General features: G+C 72.5%; 24 protein-coding genes. 14 read left to right on the top strand and 10 right to left on the bottom strand.

Annotated elements, in window-relative coordinates; all coding sequences use genetic code 11:
• The first annotated feature begins 181 nt into the window (after window positions 1-181).
• The 6 genes from ACIQF6_RS28150 to ACIQF6_RS28125 all read left to right on the top strand — a co-directional run bounded on the left by ACIQF6_RS28150 (window position 182) and on the right by ACIQF6_RS28125 (window position 3800).
• On the top strand, window positions 182-565 hold the full coding sequence (locus ACIQF6_RS28150) for a hypothetical protein (protein WP_400899861.1): 384 nt from the start codon (window positions 182-184) through the stop codon (window positions 563-565).
• Window positions 566-621: 56 nt separating this feature from the next.
• Complete coding sequence (locus ACIQF6_RS28145; protein WP_400899859.1) at window positions 622-1332, top strand: hypothetical protein; 711 nt, start codon at window positions 622-624, stop codon at window positions 1330-1332.
• A 113-nt stretch (window positions 1333-1445) separates the two neighbouring features.
• Window positions 1446-1808, top strand: coding sequence for a hypothetical protein (locus ACIQF6_RS28140; RefSeq protein WP_400899857.1), 363 nt, complete (start codon window positions 1446-1448; stop codon window positions 1806-1808).
• Window positions 1809-1839: 31 nt separating this feature from the next.
• Window positions 1840-2064 (top strand): hypothetical protein, encoded by a 225-nt coding sequence (locus ACIQF6_RS28135; RefSeq protein ID WP_400899855.1) that lies wholly within the window; start codon window positions 1840-1842, stop codon window positions 2062-2064.
• 255 nt (window positions 2065-2319) lie between these two features.
• Entirely contained in the window at window positions 2320-2793 is a 474-nt protein-coding gene (locus tag ACIQF6_RS28130; protein ID WP_400899853.1) for a hypothetical protein, read from the top strand.
• Between the two features lie 83 nt (window positions 2794-2876).
• Entirely contained in the window at window positions 2877-3800 is a 924-nt protein-coding gene (locus tag ACIQF6_RS28125) for a DNA ligase (RefSeq protein WP_400899851.1), read from the top strand.
• Between the two features lie 519 nt (window positions 3801-4319).
• Here ACIQF6_RS28125 and ACIQF6_RS28120 read toward each other — a convergent pair.
• The 3 genes from ACIQF6_RS28120 to ACIQF6_RS28110 all read right to left on the bottom strand — a co-directional run bounded on the left by ACIQF6_RS28120 (window position 4320) and on the right by ACIQF6_RS28110 (window position 6293).
• Complete coding sequence (locus ACIQF6_RS28120) at window positions 4320-4862, bottom strand: hypothetical protein (RefSeq protein ID WP_400899849.1); 543 nt, start codon at window positions 4860-4862, stop codon at window positions 4320-4322.
• A 722-nt stretch (window positions 4863-5584) separates the two neighbouring features.
• Window positions 5585-5788: a hypothetical protein gene (locus ACIQF6_RS28115; protein WP_400899847.1), complete on the bottom strand. Its 204-nt coding sequence runs from the start codon at window positions 5786-5788 to the stop codon at window positions 5585-5587.
• A gap of 49 nt (window positions 5789-5837) precedes the next feature.
• On the bottom strand, window positions 5838-6293 hold the full coding sequence (locus ACIQF6_RS28110) for a hypothetical protein (RefSeq protein ID WP_400899845.1): 456 nt from the start codon (window positions 6291-6293) through the stop codon (window positions 5838-5840).
• 547 nt (window positions 6294-6840) lie between these two features.
• Between ACIQF6_RS28110 and ACIQF6_RS28105 the strand changes: the two genes are divergently transcribed.
• The 6 genes from ACIQF6_RS28105 to ACIQF6_RS28080 all read left to right on the top strand — a co-directional run bounded on the left by ACIQF6_RS28105 (window position 6841) and on the right by ACIQF6_RS28080 (window position 12211).
• Entirely contained in the window at window positions 6841-7716 is an 876-nt protein-coding gene (locus ACIQF6_RS28105; protein ID WP_400899843.1) for a hypothetical protein, read from the top strand.
• 256 nt (window positions 7717-7972) lie between these two features.
• Complete coding sequence (locus ACIQF6_RS28100) at window positions 7973-9748, top strand: hypothetical protein (protein WP_400899841.1); 1776 nt, start codon at window positions 7973-7975, stop codon at window positions 9746-9748.
• A gap of 523 nt (window positions 9749-10271) precedes the next feature.
• Complete coding sequence (locus ACIQF6_RS28095; RefSeq protein WP_400899839.1) at window positions 10272-10508, top strand: hypothetical protein; 237 nt, start codon at window positions 10272-10274, stop codon at window positions 10506-10508.
• Between the two features lie 217 nt (window positions 10509-10725).
• The gene (locus ACIQF6_RS28090) at window positions 10726-11154 is read left to right on the top strand and encodes a hypothetical protein (protein WP_400899837.1); all 429 of its coding nucleotides are present in this window, start codon (window positions 10726-10728) and stop codon (window positions 11152-11154) included.
• A gap of 125 nt (window positions 11155-11279) precedes the next feature.
• Entirely contained in the window at window positions 11280-11609 is a 330-nt protein-coding gene (locus tag ACIQF6_RS28085) for a hypothetical protein (protein ID WP_400899835.1), read from the top strand.
• On the top strand, window positions 11606-12211 hold the full coding sequence (locus ACIQF6_RS28080) for a DUF6262 family protein (RefSeq protein ID WP_400899833.1): 606 nt from the start codon (window positions 11606-11608) through the stop codon (window positions 12209-12211). The genes ACIQF6_RS28085 and ACIQF6_RS28080 overlap by 4 nt, the downstream gene beginning before the upstream one ends.
• Before the next feature lie 13 nt (window positions 12212-12224).
• Here ACIQF6_RS28080 and ACIQF6_RS28075 read toward each other — a convergent pair whose 3' ends face one another.
• From ACIQF6_RS28075 to ACIQF6_RS28050, 6 genes are all read right to left on the bottom strand, one after another.
• Entirely contained in the window at window positions 12225-13100 is an 876-nt protein-coding gene (locus ACIQF6_RS28075; protein WP_400899831.1) for a glycosyltransferase family 2 protein, read from the bottom strand.
• 264 nt (window positions 13101-13364) lie between these two features.
• Window positions 13365-14372: a protein-L-isoaspartate O-methyltransferase gene (locus ACIQF6_RS28070; RefSeq protein WP_400899829.1), complete on the bottom strand. Its 1008-nt coding sequence runs from the start codon at window positions 14370-14372 to the stop codon at window positions 13365-13367.
• A gap of 86 nt (window positions 14373-14458) precedes the next feature.
• A complete protein-coding gene (locus tag ACIQF6_RS28065) occupies window positions 14459-14872 on the bottom strand; it encodes a lasso peptide biosynthesis B2 protein (protein ID WP_400900154.1) in 414 nt (137 codons plus the stop codon).
• Between the two features lie 5 nt (window positions 14873-14877).
• Window positions 14878-15177 carry a PqqD family peptide modification chaperone gene (locus ACIQF6_RS28060; RefSeq protein ID WP_400899827.1) on the bottom strand — a complete coding sequence of 100 codons (300 nt, stop codon included), beginning with the start codon at window positions 15175-15177 and terminating at the stop codon, window positions 14878-14880.
• Entirely contained in the window at window positions 15161-16999 is a 1839-nt protein-coding gene (locus ACIQF6_RS28055) for an albusnodin/ikarugamycin family macrolactam cyclase (protein WP_400899825.1), read from the bottom strand. Before ACIQF6_RS28055 ends, ACIQF6_RS28060 begins: the two co-directional genes overlap by 17 nt.
• A gap of 154 nt (window positions 17000-17153) precedes the next feature.
• The gene (locus tag ACIQF6_RS28050; RefSeq protein WP_400899823.1) at window positions 17154-17276 is read right to left on the bottom strand and encodes a lasso RiPP family leader peptide-containing protein; all 123 of its coding nucleotides are present in this window, start codon (window positions 17274-17276) and stop codon (window positions 17154-17156) included.
• Between the two features lie 150 nt (window positions 17277-17426).
• On the opposite strand from ACIQF6_RS28050, the gene ACIQF6_RS28045 reads away from it, so the two are divergent.
• Complete coding sequence (locus ACIQF6_RS28045) at window positions 17427-18701, top strand: XRE family transcriptional regulator (protein WP_400899821.1); 1275 nt, start codon at window positions 17427-17429, stop codon at window positions 18699-18701.
• A gap of 437 nt (window positions 18702-19138) precedes the next feature.
• On the opposite strand, the gene ACIQF6_RS28040 is transcribed toward ACIQF6_RS28045, so the two are convergent.
• Window positions 19139-20491 carry a hypothetical protein gene (locus ACIQF6_RS28040; RefSeq protein WP_400899819.1) on the bottom strand — a complete coding sequence of 451 codons (1353 nt, stop codon included), beginning with the start codon at window positions 20489-20491 and terminating at the stop codon, window positions 19139-19141.
• A 305-nt stretch (window positions 20492-20796) separates the two neighbouring features.
• Here ACIQF6_RS28040 and ACIQF6_RS28035 point away from each other — a divergent pair, with 305 nt between their 5' ends.
• Entirely contained in the window at window positions 20797-22104 is a 1308-nt protein-coding gene (locus tag ACIQF6_RS28035) for a nucleotide sugar dehydrogenase (RefSeq protein WP_400899817.1), read from the top strand.
• The last annotated feature ends 52 nt before the right edge of the window (window positions 22105-22156 follow it).

Below are 22156 nucleotides of genomic sequence, written 5' to 3'. Positions count from 1 at the left end.
GGAGCCTGAGGACTTGGGCTCGGACCTGCTGGTTCACGTTGGCAAGGATCGGTGCTGCCTCGACGGTGACAGTTTTCGCGGGTAGGTGCCAACCAACGCGGTCCGGCACACAACGTCCGACCGTCGTGTCATGAGGTTCGGGACTTGCAGGTTTTCGAACCTGCGTTCGAAAATGGCCGGTATGAGCACCACCCATACCGCCAGCACCGCCCGTTCGGAGTCCAGCCGACCCTCCTCCCTGCCCGCGCCGACCCTGGGGGACGCGGAGCGGGTGCCGGAGCAGGTGCTGTCCGGGCCCGGGTACAGCCCGCAGCACGAGCGCTGGCAGCTGGTGCGCATCCGTCTCGGCGGACGGTGGCGGCTGGGGCTGCTCACCGCGTGGTGGCAGCCGCCCCGCACCGGGCGGTGGACGGCGTCCGTGGAGTGCGAGGACCCGGACGGCGGACGGCGGGCCCACGACTGCTACTGGTACTCCCCGCAGACGGTGCAGCTGCTCGAAGTGCCGCAGGGCCCCGAGCCGGTGCCCGCGCCCGCAGCAGTTGCCGGTGGCGGGGACCCGCAGTGAATACCGTCGATATACGCCACCGGCCAGAGCGCCGGGAGCAGCGGCCGGAGCGGGCGGTGCGCCTGGCGGAGCTGCTGGAGTCGACGTCGCCGGCGGCGCGGGCACGGGCGGAGATGACCGGCACCTGGCCGGTTGCCGGGCCGCTGGCGCCGCTGCTCCCGGACGGGGGTCTGCCGTGCGGGGTGGTGACGCAGGCGGCCGGGGACCTGGCGCTCGCGCTCGCGCTGACCGGCGGGGCGAGTACGGCCCGGCCCGCCGCGTGGTCGGCGGCCGTCGGACTGCCGGAGCTCGGACTGGCGGCGTGGGCCGGCCACGGCCAGGACCTGGCCAGGGCGCTGCTGGTGGACCACCCGGGCGAGCAGCACTGGGCGGAAGTGGTGAGCGTGCTGATCCCGGCGGTGGACGTGCTGCTGGTCGCCCCGCCCCCGGGCGCACTCACCCCGCACCTGGTGCAGCGTCTCGGGGCGCGGCTGCGCCGGCACCGCTGCGCGCTCGTCTCCACCGGGCCGTGGCCGGGGGCGGCGCTGCATCTGGAGGTCGCCGGACATGAGGGGTGGGAGGGGTTGGCGGACGGTCATGGGCAGCTGACCCGGCGCCGGGTGACGGTCCGCTCCACCGGGCGGCTGGTGTGGCGGGCGCGGGAGGCGGAGCTGCTGCTGCCCGGCGCGAGTGGCGCGGCGGAGACCGTGGTGGACGCCGAGACGTCCGCGGTGCCCCCTGTCGTGCCGCTCGCGGCCGGGTGGGACGCGGCGGCGGAGGCGTACTGACCGGGGCTCGGCCGGGCGGGGCACGGGGCGCTCCGCCGGCCGGACCGGGCGTGGCACTGGCGCCGCTGGCCGGATCGACGTTGCTTGTCGGACCGGGGCGATACCGTCCGATCATGATCGACACGGCCGCCGCTGCCCGCCCCGCCCCCACGTCCACGGCCCGTTCGCAGGCCTCGGCCGGCGGCTGGCTGCCCTACCCGTCCCCGGCGCCGCACCCCGCGCTCGGCGGACGGCGCATCACCTACGTGGCGGGCGGGCTGTGGCTGGGACTGCGCGCGATGCTGCTCGGCCTCGACGCGGCAGCAGCCGAGCACGACCCCACGGCGGGGGCATGCGACGTGCTGCGACTGCTGGCCGCCGCGGCCCACCCGGCACCGGGTGGCGGGTACCTCACCGACCCGGTCGCCGACCTCGGCCGGCGCCCGGTGCGGCTGCGCCCGGACGGGGCCGGCGGGCTGATCGCCGACCAGCCGTAGCCCGGTCGCCGGGTTACTCGTTCACCGGGGTGTGAGCATCGCACGCCGCGGCGGCCTGGGCCGTCGTCCCGACCTGACCGCCCCGGTGCTGGGGCCGGACCCCGGCTCGCCGAGGGCGACGTTGGCCGGCCGGGTCGCCGACCGCCGAGAGGACCTCACCCCGGAGCAGCAGGTGCTGATCGGCCGGAGTCGGCGGCGGGCCCGGGCCGCCGGCGACGCGGCGCGGCTGCTGCTGCCCGAGGTGCTGGTGCCGTAGCCGGGCCGGTCAGTAGCGGCGGCCCCACAGGTCGGGCGCTTGCCGGCGAGGATCTCATGGACGACCTGGGCGACCTCTCGGGTCCCGGCCTCGGTGATCGGGGCACAGAGGCACAGGACGCCGCTTCCGGGCCGGTTGACGCCGAGGTCCCAGCTGATCGTCAACGGCGACACCAGGAACTGTTGCCGTTTCAGGAGTGCGCGGTCGGGCTGCCGGGAGCGGTGGGCACGGGCCCCCTCCGGGTACGGTCACGGTGTGAGCAGCGCAGCCGACCTTCCCACCCCGCCGGACGGGTTCGACGTCGAGGCCGCCATCGAGCGGGCGGTGGAAGAGATCGTGAACACCGCCCAGCCGGAGACCTGCCGCGCCCTGCTCGACGACCTTCAGGCACGCGACGCACTGTGGGACGGGATGCTTCAGCTCCTCGGCCCCACCGCCGGCCGACCCCTATTCGGGCTCGGCGAGGAACGCGCGGCCAAGCGCCTGGCCGTGCTGGCGGACACACCGGACCGGATCACCGCCCTGTCCTACCGGCTGTGGGCCGCGCACCGCGCGCAGGGCGGGGACGCGGCCCACGAAGTATGGGCCGGCGCCGACCCGCAGACGCGGTACGGCGCGGCCCTGCAACTGCTCGTGGCGTACTGCCGCACGGTCGGCGGGGAGTCCGGCCGCCTGGACGCCCGGGCCACGGTCCGGCTGACTCGCACTCTCGTGCCCATCACCTGGTAGCCCGCCACGGCGTGCCCCGCTGCGGGACACCGATCGGTGGACATCGGGCGGCGCGTACACGGGCAGGGCGGGAGGGTGGTGGTGTGCCCCGTACCCGCACTCCCGTGGCGCTGCGCCCTCCGGTCGAAGTGATGCAGCCGGTGCCGGTGCGCGCCGTCCCGGCCGAGGACGCCCTGCCCGGAGGAGTCCAGTACACGATCAAGGTGGACGGGATCCGGGCGGTGGCCCACATAGAGGAGGAACATCGAGTCCGGCTGATCTCCCGCCGCGGCAACGACCTCACCGACCGGTTCCCGCAGCTGCCGCCGGCGCTCGCCACCCTCCCGATCGGCACCGTGTTGGACGGCGAGATCGTCGCCTACACGCCGTCGCCCGGCGGCGGGCCCGGTCACCTCGACTTCCACGCCCTGCTGCGCACCGACCGGGCGCGGCGCGCCGCCGGCGTCCAGGTCCACTACGTGGCATGGGACGCCCTCGCCGTACCGGGCCGCGACGTGCGGGGGGAGCCGCTGCGGGAGAGGTGGACGATGCTGGAGATCCTCCTCGCCGCTGCCCTGCCGCCGCTGGCCCTGTGCATGGCCACGACCGACCGAGCCGTGGCGATGGCCTGGTATCGGGACCTGGCAGCCCTGGGCGTGGAGGGCATCGTCGCCAAGGGCCTCGACGCCGCCTACCGGCCCGGTACCGGCACCGGAGCCTGGCAGAAGACCCGACACATCCACACCACCGACGCCGAACTGCTGGGCGTGGCCGGCTCCGCCCGTCGGCCCGAGGCGCTGTTCGTCGCCCTCCCCGACGGCCGGCGCGCCACCACCTCCCCCCGACTCACCCCCGCCCAGGCCCGCGAACTCGCCGAACACCTTGCCGGCCGGCTGCGTCCGGCGGCCGGGGGCGCGGGGTCCGGCGCGGTATGGGAGGTCGACGGCCTGCCCCGGCTGGTCGAGGTGGTCGCGGGAACCGGCAGACACGCCACCGTCCGCTACGTGCGTCTGCGCCCGGCAGAGTGAGGACCGCTCAGCGAGCGCGAGCGACGATCAGTTCAGCGCCGCGGCGGGCGGCGGCGAGGCGGTGGAGGGTGTCGGCCTCGGCCTGGTCGATCGTCAGGCCCCAGTGGGTCTTCACGACGGTGACGCCAAACCTGTGGGCCGACACGTCCCCGTTCTGAGGGAGCCGACCCGCCCAGCCGAACGCCAGGCCCGACCAGGTGCCGCTACGCGCAGGTGCCGAGCATCTCGGTGAGCGCGTTCTTCTCGGCCTGGGTGGTGCTGAGGCCGTAGATGTACTTGATGTCGGTCCAAGCACGGGAGTAGTGCTGCGGGAACAGGCCGACGACCCGACCGTGACCGACGACAACTACCGCGAGGCCCCAAAAGCCGCCAACCTGGCCATCCTGGGCAGCTAGTAGGCGGCGCGACGATCCGAGACGGGGCGGGAAGTCGAGGTCCGGGCTGCCGTCGGTGTCTCACGACGAAGGCCCAACCCCGGCCGCCCGGGTTGGGCCTTCCCCGCGGAGTGGGGCGTCGCCGTCAGGTTGCCGCCGTCATCGCGAGGGCGTGCCGGCCGGCGGCGTTGGCCCGCTCGATCGCGCGGTCGTGACGGCCCTTGTCCGGGCCGGTCCGGGTGGGGGTCATGCTGATCGCATCGGCCGCCTGGATGTCCTTGATGTAGACCTCGACCGCCGCCGCGAACGAGTCCATGGCCGCGGTGCTCTTGCTGCTGGCCATGTCCTGGGCCAACCTCCAGAAGCCCTCGGCCAGTGCCTCGCGGTCAGGACGGTCGACGGACGTCAGGAAGAAGGTGCAGTCCGTGACGTCGACCAGGGCCCGCTGCGCCCGCGCCGCCGACGCCCAGGCGGTTCGGGTGAGGTGCGTGTCGGGCAGCAGGTAGCGGCTGCGTGCCTCGGCCAGGTGGCGGGCGACTGACTCGCGTCCGCCGTCGACCCGGGCGCGCAGCAGCTCCATGACGATGTTGCCCACCACCGCCAGGGCGATGCCGACCACGATCGTGGGCTTCAAGTACTGGGGGACCGAGCCCTTGCCCGGGTCCAGGGCCTGCTCCATCTTGGGCATCAGCCAGAGCATCCCGGCTCCAAGGACGGCGCCCAACACGACGGTGATGAGCACCCCGCGGGCGCCCCCTGCCAGCTTCCGATGGTCGAACCCTGCGCTCCGGGGAAGCGCTGCTGCCGGATCACGGAGTACCTGGGGGTGCTGCCGCGCGACCATGAGCACCGTCTCCTGGACCTCCGATGGCAAGCTGGGGTCGACAATGGCAACGGCGCCCGAGTGGCCGGACCGAGACTTCATCGGTGATCAATCTCCATCGCTCTTCGCCCACCTCGCGGGGCCCGCCCAGTATGGGCCCGCCCAGCGACAGATCCTCTAGGCGCCGAATCCGGGCCCGGGCGGCGCTTTTCCGATCCTTCCAGGCTGAGCCCGATCCGAAGGCTTGGCAGTTGAGGGGTTGAAGCGGCAGCGCGCAGACCGCGGTGATCCGGGCCAGCGGCATGCCGAGCAGTCGCAGCCACTCGACCCGCTCGACAACACCAGACTGCCCGCCGTCCCCGGACGCCGGGCGTGGGTCCCGCGCGCCAGGACTTCCTGACCGCGGCCGGCCCCACGCAGTTGCGCGGGGCCGGCATTCACCACGTGGGGCCGCGAACAGCCGCTGCACCGTAGAAGCGGTGCGGCGGCTGTCGATGTTCGGTACGCCGCGTCTGCCCGGCAGCGGGCCGCGGTGGGACGGCCCCGGACCGGGCAGGCCGCAGGCCGGAAGCGGTGGCCGGCTGAAGTCAGGTTCGCGAAGCCGGGCCCTGGCGGCCGAGCAGGTCTTGGCGATCGTCCGACGAGGTGGTGGCAGCCAACAAAGCGGCTCCCGGTTCCAGGAAGGGCGAGCGCTCCACGGAAGGCAGGCTCGGGCGGCTGCCCGCAGCGACCGGCTCGTCGACGGCGGACGAGGAGAACAGCAGACCCACCGGGTTGTGATCGGTACTCATCGCCACAGTCTGACCCATCGCCATCACCTCGCCCCCACTGGCCGTTCGACTACACCTCGCTGTCGGGCTGGTAGTGCCTGCTCTCCCGCAGGTGCTCGCCTGCGCGGGCGGTGCCCACGCAGGTGATGAACAACCGCCAGGTGTCCCTGCAGTCGATGGTCGCGCCGTATCGGAACGTCGGCGGGTTGGGTCCGGTGCTGTACCGCTCGACGCGCACCACATGTCCCTCGTCGACGTCGGACATCAGCGCGGCCAGCAGAGCCTGTTCGACGTCCGCCGTCGCGGTCTTGCCGCCGGCCAGGTTCGGCACCGGCTGCGGGCCGGGCCCACCGCCGTCCTCAGGTGCCGCGGCGAATCCCTGTGCTCCGGTGATGGCCCAGTAGACGCTCCCCCCACCCTGCAGGGCGACCACCAGCCCGTACGGGCGCTCTGCCCATCGCTCGGCCGAGCAGACCCCGGACAGTGACGGGTTGGTCAGCAACTTCTGCAGTTCGGCGGGCGTCATGCTCGGAGCGTACCCGCCCCTCCCCGCACATCCGGAAGCCGGCTCCCACGTCCTCTTGTGGGCCCCGGACCTGCCGACCGGCCAGGCTGCGGGTGACGCCGACTGCACCGCCCGAGCACGACATCTTCTGGATTCGGTGGCGCCGATCGGCCGCCGGAGCAGGGCCGGGGAGGCCGCGTTCAGGCTCTCCTCCCCACCTTGCAGGCCGTCCGGCGGCCCGCCCGCCAGCTTTCGGCGCTCGCACCCGGGCACGGCCCGGAATCCTGCCACCGCAGACCCCGAGCTGCGGCATCTGCTCCTCGGGACGCGCCGCGCCTCCGGCGATGGCCACGAGGGCCGCAGTGCGGCTTCGGCGGCGGGAGGCGAATCGAACAACTTGGAAACTATCGTTTCCGGCCACTCCGGGGGCGAGCCGCTCGGCCACCGGGACGAGGCGTAGCGGAGCAAGCCGATCCGTGACGTCGGAGGTGCCCGTCCCGTTGATGGGATCGAACTCTCCTGCTCTCCTCGGACGGCCACCATGCCCGGTATTACTCTCCACCAGGTAGTGACGATCCTCGACGCCAGCCGGCTGTCGGTCACACCGTACGAGCCCATCATCGAACGCGAGCCGCCGTGCATGTACGGGCCGTTGGTCGAGGAGGCGGCCCGCCTTGACCCGGCTTTCGCGCCCGGGGCAGCCGAGGAGCTGTCGCTGGACGTATCGCCGGGCCGGCTGCGGGAACTCGCGGCTGCGGTCGGCGCCGAGGTCTGGCTCAGGCGGGTCTACGGGTACGGGATGCCGGTGCGGCTGGACGAGGCCCGGACGGTCTTCCTCGGTATGGACGGGATGCCGGTGGCTTCGGCATCTGCGGCAGACGATCTCAAAGGTGTCACCACCGCGCTGTTCCTCCTCTCCAAGGAATCCGCAGAGTTGGAAGCCCAGCGAGATGCCCTGATCCGGCACGCCGGCGTGCTCGGTGCGGGCGCGGAGAGCCTCACGATCTGCGGGCTGAACCGCGCGGGCGTGGAAGAGGTCATGGCGAGGCCGGTGGAGGCGGCCTCCCACCAGTCGCGCGCGCTGCGGGTGCTGGAGCTGGCCGGCATTCCCACGGCCGCTGTCGCCGCCCTCCACAACTCGCGCTGGGAATCAGCCCGACCCGGCCGCGCCTCCGCCTGCCCCGAGGGCGCGGCAACGATCCACTTCTGGGTGGACGTGACCCTCGAGGGCTTCGGCCTTACCAAGGAGCTGCGCCTGGGGCCGCAGTACCACCGCAGCGACGCGGATGCGGCGTTCTATTCACGGGAAGCGGCCGCGCTCGCCCGCCGCGCATCGGGCGTCCTGCAAGGCGCCGGCTTCATGGTTACCCCGCGCCCCAGCACCAAGGCCGGGCATCCCGAAGCAGCCCTCCAACCGCACTTCGTCCTCGCCCCTCTCGGCTGAAGGGGCGGCGCTCACACACGAGTGGTGCGGAGGCGTGGCGTTCTGCCTTCCCGATGTCGCAGTTTCCGGGCGCGACATCCCGGCATGGCCGGCCGCAGGTCATGCTGCAAGAGATCGTTCGTGGAGCAAAGGACATGCCCGGCGGCGACGCGCCGCCCGGCGCGAGGCCGGGCCCGGCCAGCGATTCAGGGCACCGGTACGCGCGGCGCAGCAAGTTCACTAGCCTGGTTGTCGTGATCCGAGGAAGGAAGCGTTGGTGAGCGGCAGTTACCGCAGCAGGACGCCGGACCGGCAGGCCTTGGAGCGGGCCGGCGTCGCCCTGCCCGCGATCGTGTCCGCGACGGTGCCCCTTGCGCGGCGCGGGAACGGGAAATGGCACGTCGTCGTCCCCCCGGAGACGCGTTGGAGCGTCTGCCCCCACGCCCGGAACCTGACGGCGGGCACCGACATGCCGTTCCTCGACACCCAGTCAGATGTCTGCGCGAAGTGCGATCCCGTCGGCGCCCTGCCCGAAGCGGTGCGCGGCCTGTGGAACGCGGCGACGGCAATCGTGGCCGCCGACGAACGGGCCCGCGCCCTGGCCTCGGCCACCGGCCCCCGGACGTGGCCCGGGTACGCCCGAGCCCTGGCCGCCGCCGCCCACCACGACGACGACACCGTCCGAACGCTGCTCAAGCCCTGGCTCGACGACGCCGAGGCCGGCGGCCAGGCGTGGACGGCGCTACGGGCCTGGACCGCCTGCGTGGAGCGCTCCAACCTGGCCCTTGCCGCCTACCAGGCCGCGGCACCCGCAGCCGACACCACCGCCGCCGTCAGCCGGGCCTGCGACATCGCAGAGCAGGACCGCTCCGTCTTCGCGACCTCCAACGCCTTGGACGCAGCCCTCGGCCGGGAACGCCGCTACAACTACGACCACGTCTCGCTGTGGCCGCTGGTGCGCACCGCCTGGAGCGCGGCCCGCCGCCAGGGCCGCGACCCGCACGACGCCCTCGACCTCACGCTGGCCATGGCCGCGAAGACGTGGACGCGGACCCGGGTCCGGGACGTCACCGCACTGCCCGACCCGCCACTCGTCCCGGCCGGCGGCTTCCCCTCTCCGGCCGCTTGGGCCGACGGGGTTTTGCAAGCCTGGTGGAAGCAGACGGTCATCGCCTGGTGCACGCTGCTGGACAGCATCCTGGAACCCGGCACGACCAGCTCCGACGAGCGGGTCCTGCTGCTCGTAAGGGACTGGCCGCTCACCCGGCACGACGACGAAGACCTCGCCTACCTCGCCCAGTTCGAACAAATCGGCCCGGCCGTTGCCGACCATCTGGCCGCCGACCCGCGCGACCCCTACCAGCGCGAGCCCCGCTACGCCGTCGTGCTCTCCGTGCCCCGGTACGCCGCCGACCACGCCCTGGAACACGCCCGCCACCAGCGCGGCCGGATCACCGCCGGCGAGGCATGCGTCCACCCCGCCGCCGCGCACACCCCAGGGACGGAGCCCCACCAGGCCGCCCTCGCCCTGCTGCGCACCGCCTACCCCTACCTGCCCTTGGACGCCGCATCGGACGGGTCCACCGCCGAGCCCACCGCCGCCGTCCGGGCCGCCCGGGCGGCCGAGCGCGCTGCCCGCGGCAACCGGGAGCAGCTGCACTGGTCGGACAAGCGCCGGGAGGAGTCCCGGTGGGACTGGATCCGAGCGTTCACCGAGGGAGCGTGGACGTGGGTGCCCGACGACGCCGGCGACCTGCTGGCCGGCCAGCAGCTGATCGACCTGCTCTCCCACTGCCGCAGTTGGACGCCGATGCGCCTTCACGTGGAGTCCGGCCCCGCCGGCACGGCCGCGCAGCACACTCTGTTCGGCCACCTCGAGGACTGGGACCCCCGCCGCGGCATCCTGCGCTTCGGCCCGGTCGACGGCCACCGTCCTCTGGCCGTGGCGCAGCACCGGGTCATCGGACTCAGCGGTGTGCCTTACCGGCGCGGCTCCGGGCAGGCCGCGCTGTGGGAGGACTACCGCATTCCGGGGCCGCGCCCGGCGTGGTGATCGCCCGCCCGGCGAGCGCGGCAGCGGGCCCCATCCCGTCGGCGAGCATGCGTCGGCGCCGGTGAGTACCCCGCACTGGTGGCGGGCCCCAACGGTGCTGGGGCCCGCCAGGTGGAACGGCGGGCCCCAACGCCGCGGCGGGGGGACGTGCTCCACGCGCTCGATCCGCGCCACGCCCTCGTCCTCGGACAGTGCAGGAGTCCCGCAGTGGAGTCCGGTGGTGACGGGAAGTCAGTTCCAGTCGTGGTCCGCTCCCCGTTCCGAGCCCGTCAGGTGCGACGCACCTAAGCGGCTGACCTGGGGTTTTGCGCCTGGGCCGTGGGTGCTTTTGGGGCGTCCGCCACATTCCCCTTACGCTCAGTCCCAGCAGGGGACAGGTCACGAAAACGGACGCCACGAGCACCCGGTTGACTGACGTGTCGCCAGCGCTCCCTCCCGATCGGCCTCCGGGCCCCTCGGCGTCCGGCGGCATGGTGCCGCCGGCGAACACCTGCCTTCAACGGCGGGGGAGGGAGGGAGCTGGATGAACGGATCCGAGCAGCAGGGGTTGCCGCCGGAGGAGCAGTCGGCCTCGGGGGAGCAGTCAGCCATCGAGGAGCAGCCGGCCTCGGCGGACCGTGAAGTCCGGCGCCACAACAGCCGGCCCAGGCCCGAGCGTTCCCCACGGAAGTGGGGTCGCGTTCTCGACACCATCGTCAAGGTGGTGACGATCACGGCCAAGCTGGCAGCGGTACTGAAGGTCATCCTCGACCTGATGTAGCCGCGGCCGGCCCCCGGCAAGGGGCCGACCGCGCATGCCGTAGTGGTACCGGCGTTCCATCCGGGACGGCGGATTGGTGTTCGCCCACAGGCACTCGCGATGCCGGCGGACCCAATTCGTCGTCCCTCCACAGTTATCCCAACGCCATCAATCTAATGTATTAGGACCAGCGCCACGGTACCGGGCCGCGAAGGCGAGCGCGCCAGGCGGCGACGGTGTGCAGCCGCGCGTCGCACTCGCCGCCCTTCTCCGCCGCGCCAACCGTGGCGTGCACGCACGCGCTGCAGCCGTTGATCCCGGGCGCGCGGGCGGTGCGCAGCAGGGCGGCGGTGCCCGGGGTGAGTTCGGCCGACGGGGCGGCGCGGCGACCCGAGCACCAGGGAACCCGCCGTCGTCGTCTGCGGAGCAGCGACTGGAGCCGGCCGTCGACCAGGTGGTCCGGGCCGGCACGCTGACGTCGACGGCCGAACTGGCGAAGGTGCTCAAAGCCGCGGTTCGTCCGGCCGCCGCACGCGGTGAGCGGAGCAGCTGCCGCGCCGCCGCCCACGGCGACCGGCTTGAAGAGCAGTCGATGTCTGGCCCCCTCGAGGGCCTGGCGGGCGGTGTCGCCGAAGGCATCTGCCGGGGTGTCCTCGTCGGCGAGTAGGTCGCGGGCGATGTTCGCCTCGTGGTGCTCACCCCCGGCGCCGGGGGTGAGGGCGACGCAGGTGTAGATCGTGGTCTTGGGGGGGTGACACCCTGCGCGAGGGGCACGAACTACTCAACGCAGCCTTGGCCCGGCACGAGGCGGTGGCGGTCGGCGTGGAGGACCTTCTCTTCCTCGGTAAGCCTGGCGGGCTACCGTGCGGAGCTCGGCTACGGCCGCTGGCGGCCAGCACGGCGTTTCTGGTCTTCGAGCCGACGGCCCGGGCGATCGACGGCCTGGAGAAGGCCCTGGCCGGGCTCGGTCTGCTCGACCAGGCCCTGGCCACGGACCTGAGGCGCCCGCAGGACTACTTCAGTCGCCTCTGGAACACCGGATTCCCGGTGCCCGACCTCACCAGCCATGCCGACCCCGACCACGGCGAAGACACCGATGAGGAGCGCGTAGAAGTCGCATGAGCGGAACGCCAGAGCAGACGGCCGCCGCCATCGCGGCCCGCCGCCGGCACACGGACAAGCTCCTCGCCCGCGTCACGTCCGCTCTCGCGGCGATGCGAAAGGAACGGGCACTCGTCACGGCCCGGGCCGTTGAGCGGCGGGCCGGCGTCTCCCGCTCGTTCCTCTACCAGAACGCCGACGCCCGCCGACTGATCGCGGCCGCGAGCGCCGAGGCCGAGGGCCGCGGCACCCGTTCGCGTCAGGAAGCGGCCGAGGCAGGCGAAGCGTCCTGGAAGGAGCGGGCCCTGAACGCGGAAGACGCGCTGCAGCGGACCGTCGCCGAGATCCAGGCCCAGCGGCGGACCATCGGCGAGCTCATGGGCCGCATCCGAGACCTCGAACTGGACCTTCCCGCCGACGCCGTCCAGCGTGTCGTCACCGAGAACACCACCCTCAAGCAGCAACTGCGGACCGCCACCGGCGAGAACAGGACGTTGACCAGCCGACTCGCGGCGGCCCGTGACAACAACCGCTCGCTGGAGCGTCGCATGTCCGAGTTCCACGCCCAGTTCCTGGAAGAACAGCCGCAAGTCCCTGACCGACACCTTCGGCCGCTGCCATGACCGCTGCCGGCCGTCAGATCAACGGGGGCCGCCCCAGGCGGGTCATCCGCCACACCGTTCGCCAACTCATCGGCCGGCGGGGCCCGCACGGAGTGCGCCAGCCTTCGAAGAAGCCGCCCCACCACGCCTTCAGCCCGCTGGTGGACCGGAGACGGGCCATGGTCAGCAAGATCCGCAAGCCCAGAGACACCGGGATCAGGAGCAGAGGAAGCCGACGGCGCGTGAGCCAGACCCGGTTGCGGGCGGTGAAGCGGTAGAAGTTGGCATGGCGGGCCGCAGCCGTCGCGGGGTGCTGAAGGATCAGCTCGGGTTCATAGAGGATGTCCCAGCCGTCATCCAGGGCCCGCCACGCGAGGTCGCTCTCCTCATGCCCGAAGAAAAATTCGCCGGCCCAGTCGCCGATGCGTTCGAGCATGGGAACCGAGAAGGCATGGCCCCCTCCGGGGAAGGTGGTGACCAGGCCTCCGCGTGTCGGGTCGCCCGCGCGAAGGCGGGGGATCCAGCGCCGCAGAGTCACTCCGTTCTCGTCCGCGATGCGAAACGCGATGATCCCGAGCTTGGGGTCCGCCGCGAAGAGCCGCTGGACCCTGCGGAAGACGTCGTCGGCGATGAGCAGGCCGTCGTCGTCCAGCTCGACGACGACATCGACCTCGCCCGACTCGCGGAGGATCTTCAGCCCGACGTTGCGGCCTCCCGGGCAGCCGAGGTTCTCCTCCAGCGGCACCTTGATGGCGTCCGTCGCGATATCCGTGAGGGGCGTCGCGTTGCCGATCAGCACTACCCGAGTCGCCGGCGTGTCTTGCTTCTCGACCGAGGCCAGCAGGGCTTCCAACTCCCGCGGGCGAGTGCCCATCGTCACGATGACGACTCCGATGCGCGGCATCGACATAGCAGTTACTCCCGGTGTCGGCGAAACACCGATGGTAGTAGCGGTTGAGCCCCCGCCTTCCCACGTCACACACATGCCTACGACGTGAACTAGCTGGTCAGAGACCCTGGGGAGACCTCGGAGGGCAGAAAACTCGACGGCATGGACCTGTCGTGGCCGCCGTGGGGATCCGGCCGTGACGAGCGAGAGCTGTCCGGGACCGCGACCGGCCCGGGACAGGACCGGTGCGTCCGGAGAAAGTCAGTAGTTCCTGAGTGTTCGATTTCAGACGTTCAGACGCAAGCACCAGCCGTCTACGCCGCGCGCGAGAGCGGGGGTGTGGGCCTCGGGTGCGGGGCGGCCGGCGGCCTCCCAGGCGGTGAGCCAGTTGTGCAGGACGGCGAGGGACGGGGAATCCGGGCGGTCGGCGAGGATCGTTCCGTCGTGCCGGAGGACGGCGGCCGTTGTCGCGGTGGAGTGCCCGATGGCGAGCACGTCCGGGTTCAGGCCGGCCACGGTGAGGTGGGGGTCGTTCTGGGCGGCCACGTAGGTCTGCCATGAGGGCCAGTCGAGTTCGGCCCCGTCGTACGGCTCGGTGTGGGCGTCCGTGAGCAGGCGGGCGAGTGTGGCGCGGGCGCCGGTGTGGAGGTCGTCGTCGTGCTCGCGCCAGGCGATGGAGATCCACGCCGGGGCGGGGATGCGGTTCTCCCAGTCCACCCACCGGCCCGGCACGTCCGGGTCGGTCTTCGGGGCGCCGGTCGCCTCGATGTAGCCGCCGGTGCTCACCGTCTCGACGACCGGTTCGCCGCCGGTGACACGGATCGTGGCGACGACGGTCATGTGAGGGACGTCCGCGATCGGCAGCGGGGCGACGATCAGACCGCCGTCGACGATCTGGTCCACCCACGCCTGCGGCAGCAGCGGCGGGGTGCACCAGGCCACCATCCGGTCGTACGGCGCCCGCGCGGGGAAACCGGCGGTGCCGTCGGCAACGTGACAGCGGACGTGCTGCAGGCCGCGCTGCTGATGGATGAGGTTCCCCCACCGCACGAGGTAGGGGTCGATGTCGAGACTGGTCACGGTGCCCGAGGGGCCGACGAGTTCGGCGAGCAGGGCGCCGGAGTAGCCGGAGCCGGTGCCGACCTCGGCCACGTTCATGCCGCCGCGGACGTCCAGGGCGGCCAGATCACGGTGGATCACCGCCGGGTTGGAGCGGTTCGGGGTGACGCCCCGGCCGTCGTGGTGGGTGTAGTGGCGCTCAGGGACTCGCGCGGCAACGTCGGCGACGGTCACGTGGTCACTCCTTCGAGGGGCTGCGGGTACGTATGCGACAACTGCTCCGGGCGGGTGAAGGACACGGTGCCCGGTGGACGGATCAGTCAGATCGTCAGGGCCGTGTGGTGGTGCCACCCGTCGGCCGTGTACTCGCCGACGGGGCCGTGGCCGGGCAGCTCGGTCCACGCGTGGTACTCGACCGGGGGCGGCGCGAACCGCACCCCCAGGCACCAGTCGAGGCGGCGGCCGAGCAGAGCGGCAGCGAGCACGGCGCCGAGAGAGGTCTCCATGCACGCGGCCCTGCCCGGCCACCGGCGGGCCGCATGCCGCACCGCGCCAACAACGGCCTCGGCCCGGGCCGCGCCCAGTTCGCGCCGGCCCAGACGGCGGGCGAGACGAACAGTCCGAACGGTGTGCCGGAACGGCAGCCGGAGCAGCACCACGGCGGTGGTGAATCCGGCTGCGGCGGCCAGGCGTTCGAGGTGCGTGCCGGTCCGGACCGTGGAATACGCCTCCATGCTGGTCACGCCCGCCACCCCTTCCACCAGCGGCGCGGCGCGGCCGCCGGTTCGTCGTCGGCGAGGCCCTGTGCGGCCAGCGCCTCGGCGACCGTGCGGACGTCGGTGGCGGCTCGCCAGACGTCGATGCCGTGCCACTCGGCGAACCGGTCGGCGGCCTCCGCCTCGGTGGTGGAGGCGAGCAGGGACAGTACAGCGGCCGCAGCGGTCGGCGTCAGGAAGATCCAGCGGCCGGTCTGTTCGCTGAGGATCGCGCCGCCCTCGTCGGTGAGCACGGAGTGGGTGCCCTCACACAGTCGCCACACGGCTGCCCACCTCCTCCCACCACGTCGTCGAGGCGCCGGCGTGCTGACGAAGCCACACCTCGGCAGCGACCACCAGGTGCAGAGCACCTTGGGCGGTCGGCTGCCCGGCTGCCGCTCGGGCCAGCATGTCGGCGACCGGCTGTTCGGTGACCAGGCCGAGCGCCGCCAGCTCCGACGACGGGCCCAGCAGATCCCGCAGGACGGGGGCGTTCTTGCGCAGGCCCGCGTACGCGACCCCGTTGAACCCGCCCTTCGTCGTACGGGCCAACACGAAGGGCGGCAGCACCCGGCTGTCGGCGAACGCCAAGCTCAACAGCGGTTTGTAGGCACCCGGTGCACCGCGCTCGTCGGCGGGCACGGCGAGGCAGGCCCGGACTACCTCGTTGTCGAGGAACGGCGCGGCCAGGTCGATGCCGTACTCGGCGGCGGCGAGCGTTCGCCACCCCGTGATGTCCGCGCCCAACCGCACGAGGTCTTGCCGGTCGGACCACTCCGCGAGCCGGGCCGGCACCTCGGTGAGGGTGTCGGCAGCCTCGTCCACGGCGGACGCGAGCATCCGCCGGGCATCGGGCGTCATCCAGTCCGCCGACGTCAGCAACACCGTCCACGCCACCGGGCGCTGCGCCTGCGGAATCCAGTCGGCGGCGGGCCCGCGCAGCGCGGCGGCGATCTGCCGCCAGGCCTCCGCCAGGTCGACCTTGGAGGCCGGGCGGGCGCGGCCGAGGAGACGGAACGGGGAGGTGTGCCGCAGACGGGCGTGGGCCACGGTGTGCTGCCATGCCCGGCCGTACCGCCGGGCGCGCAGCAGATCTGCGAGGTAGGAGGAGGGGGCGGACAGCACGGCGTCCCCGGCCGCGCCGGTGAAGTGCACGCCGGGGCGTGGGGTGCACTCGGCGACGGTGTTCAGGACGGCCCGCGTGATGGACGCGGTCACGGTGTACGCGTTCGGGGCGTCGGTCACCGGAAGCGCCGTCAGGTCGCCGATCCCGTCGTAGTACACGGTGCCCGCCCCGCCGGGAACGGTGTGATGGGTGATCCCGTGTACGGCGGCTGCGGTGCGGACCGCGTAACCGAGGTCGTCGTCCCGCAGGCGGTGGTCGGCGAACGTCATCGCGGCGACCGGACTTCGTTGGGCGGCCAGGCACGCGAGCGTGGTGGAGTCCAGGCCCGCCAGGTCCGAGCTGACCGGCCGGTCGTCGACCCGGGCGGCGACCGCCTCGGTGAGTGCGGCCCGCAGCACCGGCGCCTGCCGGCGCAGGTCGACGTACGGGTAGGAGACCGGCTCGTACCGCTCCACCGCCGCCCCGTCGGGGCCGAGCAGCAGCAGATGCCCGCCGGGCACCCGCCGCACGTCGCGGAACAGGCTCCGGCCGGCGAGGACGTCGGGCTGCCCGAGGGCCACGTGGGCGGCGAGCGCGGACGCGTCGACAGGGGCGCCGTCCAGCGCGGCGAGCGCGGACGCGGCAGTCGCCCACCACACACCGGCCGCCTCGGCCCGGTAGTACACCGGGTGCTGCCCCGCCAGGTCCCCGATCACCGCTGTCGTCCCGCCGCTGCGGGCGACGACGAGGTACGAGGCGGGCCAGCACGTCAGCGCCCGCCACCTCTCCGCTCGCACGGTCGGCAGCGCCGCCCGCAGTTGGGCGTCGTCGGCTCCGCACTCGCCGATCACCGCCAGTGCCGTGCGGCCGTCGTCCACCGCGCGGATCCGGGCTGCGGGCCACCCGGCCGTCCACGTGCTGCCCATGCCCGGTACGGCACGGCCGCCGGCGGGCCGCCGGTCGCTCCCGGTCGTCCCGTACCGGCCAGCGCTCCACCTCATCGGTGCCTCTCCCCTCTCCGTCCGATCGAAAGGCGGAGGCACCGGGCCCCGCCCGCTCCCGAGCACGAGAACAAGAACAGGCCCGGCGCCTCCGTGCCGCCGGGGCCGGGGCGCGGCACTCGACTCCACTCGCCGGCCCCAGCCCCAGCCGGGGTCAGTACTTGTACTGGGTGCTGTCGGCGGTGTCGAAGGTGCTGCTGCCGAGAGTCACCTCGACGACGTCGCCGGCGTCGAGGACGACGGGGGCCTCGTAGACCGGGTTGCTGTTCTTGTCCATGGCGGATTTCCTCCCGCTCGGTGCCCGGCTGCCTGTCGCCGGGCTGGTGACGATCAGTCAACTCCCGGGCGCACCCCGTGCATAGGTGCCACAATGTCTGCCAGTTGTAGGCCAGTTGTGAACCAGCACCGCGAGAAATCGGGCCGGACCATGACCACCATCGGGCAACACATCCGCGCCGCACGCGAAGCGCGGCGATGCAGCCAGCAGAGCCTCGCGGACGAACTGTCCATGGCGCGCTGGGGGAAGACGGCGTTCTGCGACAGACAGCAGGTCTACCGCTGGGAGAAAGGCCTACGGGTCCCCCGTGAGTGGCTCCCGTTCATCGAACGGGTACTCAACATCGACCTGTCCGAGGACAATGAGGGCAAAGCGACGCACGAGGAGGACGACGACATGCGCCGCAGGACCCTGTTCACCGGAGCCGCCACCATCGGTGCCGCGCTCGCCCTACCGCGCCCCGCCGCCGCCCGCGAGAGCGAGCCCTACGACGCCGCCCCCGACATCGAACGGCTGCTGTTCACACCGCCGGCACCGCAGCGGGCGTCGCTCGTGACGCTCCAACACTCCCTGGCCGCCGCCCGCGCCCACTTCACCGCCGCGACCTACCGCGAACTCGGCGCGACGCTCCCCGACCTGGTCGCCACCGCCGAAGCCCTGCGCGGCTCCAGCACCGGACGGGAACGCGAACTCGCGGACACAGCCGCCGCCCGCAGCTACGTCCTGGCCACCGAACTCGCCGCCAAAGCCCACAGCGACCTGGCCTGGGCGTCGGCCGACCGGGCCCTACAAGCCGCCCAGAGCAGCGGAGACCCGGCCGTCGTCGGGGAGGCCGTCCGCGTCCTGGCCATCACCATGCGCCGCGCCGGCCGCCCCGCCGCCGCTGTCGACCTGCTGCGCCGCACCGCCACCGACCTCGACTCCCGCCCCGGGCCCGCCGCCCGCGCGGTCGCCGCCACCTTGTGGATGACCGCCGCCTACACCGCTGCCTGCAACAAAGACGCCTCCAGCGCCCACGACCTGATGACCGGCGCCGCCGAAGCCGTCGACCGTCTGCCTGCCGACCTTCCGCCCCAGCAGCTGTACACCGTCGACGCCACCCCCGCGCAGGTCGACCTCTACCGGATCGGCATCCACACCGCCCTCGGCAACCCGGACCACGCCGTCCGCTACGCCACCCGTATCACCCCGGCCGCACTGCCCACCGCCGAACGCCGCGCTCGGTTGGGCACCGACACCGCCCGGATGTGGCAGGCCATCGGCGACGGCCCCCGCACCCTGGCGGCGCTGCGGTTCGTGGAGCGCGTCGCCCCCGAGGAGGTCCGGCGTCCAGCCCTGCGCACCATGGTCACCGCGCTGGTGTTCGCGCCCATGCCGACCCCCGGCGCAAGGGAGTTTGCCCGACGGATCGGCATCGCCGGCTGATGGCGCGCCGGCCTTGGTGACGCCGCGCGCAGCAGCGGCATCGCCTGGTCACCCGCGCCACCGACGGGGCGTGACCCGCGTCGCCCGGCAGCGGGGCGCGCCAGTAGGCATCGCGGATCTCGGTGTGGGCGCTGATCTCGGTGCCGGGCTGGTGGACGCGGGCGACGATGCCGCCGTGCAGAGCCAGATGCCGTTGTCGAGGGCGCGGATCAGCTGCGGTGCTGCGGTGTCGATGCCGGTGAGGAGCCTCGGCCTCCAGCACCACCGCAACCGCCGTCCCCGCCCGTCGCCCACCACGCACGGCCAACGATCATGGCGGGCCGCCGCCGCACCCGGCAGGATGGGCCCGTGCAGAAGAACTCGCCGGAATCGGATGCAGCACCACCTGCGCCAGCGCCTGAACCGCCACGGCGCCGCGGTGGGCGGCTTTCTGCTGCTCAGGCTGCCTTGGCCTTGGCCACCTTGCGGACCCGCTCGGTGAGTTGATGAACTACTTGGACGTCCGGCCTCGCTGCGATGTGCCGGCGCAGGGTGCCGAAGTGCTCGTCGCCTCGCGCGGTGGAGAGGGTTTCGTAGTCGTCCAGGAAGCGTGACCAGGTCGCGGCCGCGGCTTCGATGTGCCCGTGCTGCCATTGCCGGGTGGCGAGCAGTCCCTGCGCGTGAACCCGGCCCTGCCGCTCGGTGGCTGCCCGGAAGCGGTTGGACTGCTGGAGGGCCTTGATCGACCCGGGTAGGTCGCTGAGGGCGGCGAGTACGTGGGAGACGTGGAAGTGGTAGGCGGCCTGGTCGTAGCCGCCGACCGCATCGTTGCGGCCGTCCGCCCGAGACAGCGCCGCTTCCGTCTCGGCGAGGCGACTGAACGCCGTCCTCTGGTCGCCCACCATCGCCGCTCCATGGGCCTGTTGGCCGCGTAGGAATGCCACCAGGCGGGGGCCGGCGACGGGTGCGGCCTCCGCCGCGCTGTCGGCGAACTGCAATGCCTTCGGCCCGTTTCCGAGGTTCGATGCCTGTAGGGCCATTCCACGCAGGGTGCGGCAGTAGGTGAGCTGGTCACCCGCGTCCCCGGCAAGCTTGAGCGCCTGCACGTAGTAGCGCTGACCGAGCCCGTGGGCCCGTTCGTACATCGCCATCCAGCCGGTGAGGTAGACCAGGTCGGATGCCGCGGCCTGCATGTCGGCCTTCACGGTGGAGACGGCATCGGCGGTGAGCCACGGCATCACGGTGTTGGCCAGGAATGCCGCGGCCATGGGGCGGGCGTGGCCGGCGCCGAGTTCGTCGAGGATGTCGGCGATCCGGGTCGTCATGGTGCGGACGGTGGCGACCTCGGCCGGTCCGATGCGTACGGTGCGGCCGGCTGTCGCATCGTCGCGTGAGCGGTCCAGCCGGTCGCCGAGCTCGGAGAAACCAGGCACCGCCAGGGTTGCGGAGTACAGGCCGGCGGCGAGCACGCCGCGTCGGGATGGGTCCATGTCGTCTCTCACCAGGTCCACCAGGTTTTCGGGTCGCTCGCCCGAGGCCGTGGCCGACGAGGGGGAGAAGCCGGCCGCGACTGACGTTACGGGCCGACCGAGCGCGGTTGAGAGCGCTTCGAGGACCAGTGGCTGGACTTTCGGGCGCGGGGTGGTGCCCGAGCGCCAGTAGGACACCGTCGACTCGCCGTAGGACAGGTCGAGCCCGGACGCCGATCCGAGACGGTTGACGGCTCGTGCGAGCTGCCCGTTTGTCCATCCGGCCTCGTCGATCAGGGCGGACAGGGGCTGGTTCGGTACGCGCTTCCGTGGTGCTGTCACAGTCGCCTCCCAGTTTTCAAGGCATTCAAGTTTCCTACCAGCATGCCCAGTTCCGGCGCGTTGCGTTCGGGCGTTGACTGATTGTCAGGCACCAGAAGCCATCGGCGCCGGGCGTTCGGCTGATCGCAGAGGAGCTCTGGGAAGCCAGCGCCAACTGTGTCTGCCCACACCCATAGTCGAGGCCCCGGCGTGTGCCCGAGCGGTGCGTCTGCGGGCACTTTCCCCCTTCAAACCTGAGGAGCACCTTGATGTTCAGTGCGTCCGTACCGGGCCGCACGCGAACGCCGGTTACAGCCGGGGGCGTTGTGCAGAGCGACGGCCGCCCCGTCGTGGTGGATTCCCTCCGAGTTCTGGTTGTTGGCCAGGGCTACGTGGGGCTTCCCCTGGCGGTGCGGGCCGCCCAGATGGGTCACCGTGTGGTGGGTCTCGACACCAACGTGCACCGGATCGAGGCCCTGACCTGCGGCAGTTCGCCGGTCGAGGACATCACCTGCGCGCAGTTGGGGCCGCTGCTGCGGGATGGCACCTACCGGCCCACGTCGGTGCCGAACGACGCGGCGGGGTTCGACGTGGCGGTGATCGCCGTCCCGACGCCGCTGAGTGAGGGCGTGCCCGATCTGTCGTACGTGCTCACGGCCGGCCGGACGGTGGGGCGGTACCTGCGGGAGGGCGCGTTAGTAGTGCTGGAGTCCACCAGCTACCCGGGCACGACCCGGAACGTTCTGGGGTCCGTCTTGGAGGAGGTCTCCGGGCTGCGGATGGGCGTTCAGTTCGCGTTGGGGTTCAGCCCCGAGCGGATCGACCCCGGCAACCGGCTGTGGACCCTCGTGACGACTCCCAAGATCGTCAGCGGCATCGACTCCGCGTCGCTGGAGCGCACCGCCGCCTTCTACCGCGGGCTGGTCGAACGGGTCGTCCCGGTGGGTCGGTGCGAGGAAGCCGAGCTCGCGAAGCTGCTGGAGAACACGTTCCGGGCCGTGAACATCGCGCTGGTCAACGAGCTGTCAGAGGTCGCCCGCGACACCGGCCTGAATTTGCGCGAGGCGGTGGCCGCGGCGGAGACCAAGCCGTTCGGCTTCATGCGCTTCGACCCCGGCCCCGGCATCGGAGGCCACTGCCTGCCGATTGATCCGGTGTACCTGTCGTGGTGGGCGGAGCAGGCCCGTGGGCAGGGGTCGCGCTTGATCGACCTCTCCGCGCAGATCAACGCGGGCCGCCCCGCCTACGTGGTGAACCGGGTGGGCCAGCACCTAGCCGGCCTGGGCCGCGGGCTCGACGGCGCGAGGGTGCTGTTGCTCGGCTTGGCCTACAAGCCCGGCAGCAGCGACCTGCGGGAGTCCCCGTCGCTGGAGGTGGCCCGCCTGCTGGCAAGCCGCGGAGCACAGGTCCGTGCGGTGGACCCCTTCGTAGACCCTGTCGCCGCCCCGGCCGCGCTCAACGGCGTGCGACTGGTGCTGGCGACCGACGAGGAGCTTGCCGCCGCGGATGCCGTGGTGGTGCTGACCGATCATGAGACCTTCGACTACGACCGGGTCGCCGCCCTCTCGCCCTTCGTGCTCGACTGCCGGGGCCGCTTGGCGGACCGCCCGACCGCCACCGTGGAGCAGTTGTGACCGACGGTCTGCGGATCACGGTCACCGGCGGGGCCGGCTTCAGGAACCTCGC

It is taken from the genome of Kitasatospora sp. NPDC092948, assembly GCF_044754805.1.
GTDB lineage: Bacteria > Actinomycetota > Actinomycetes > Streptomycetales > Streptomycetaceae > Kitasatospora.
Note: the sequence above shows the minus strand (reverse complement) of the source record. Positions and strands in the feature narration are given on the sequence as shown.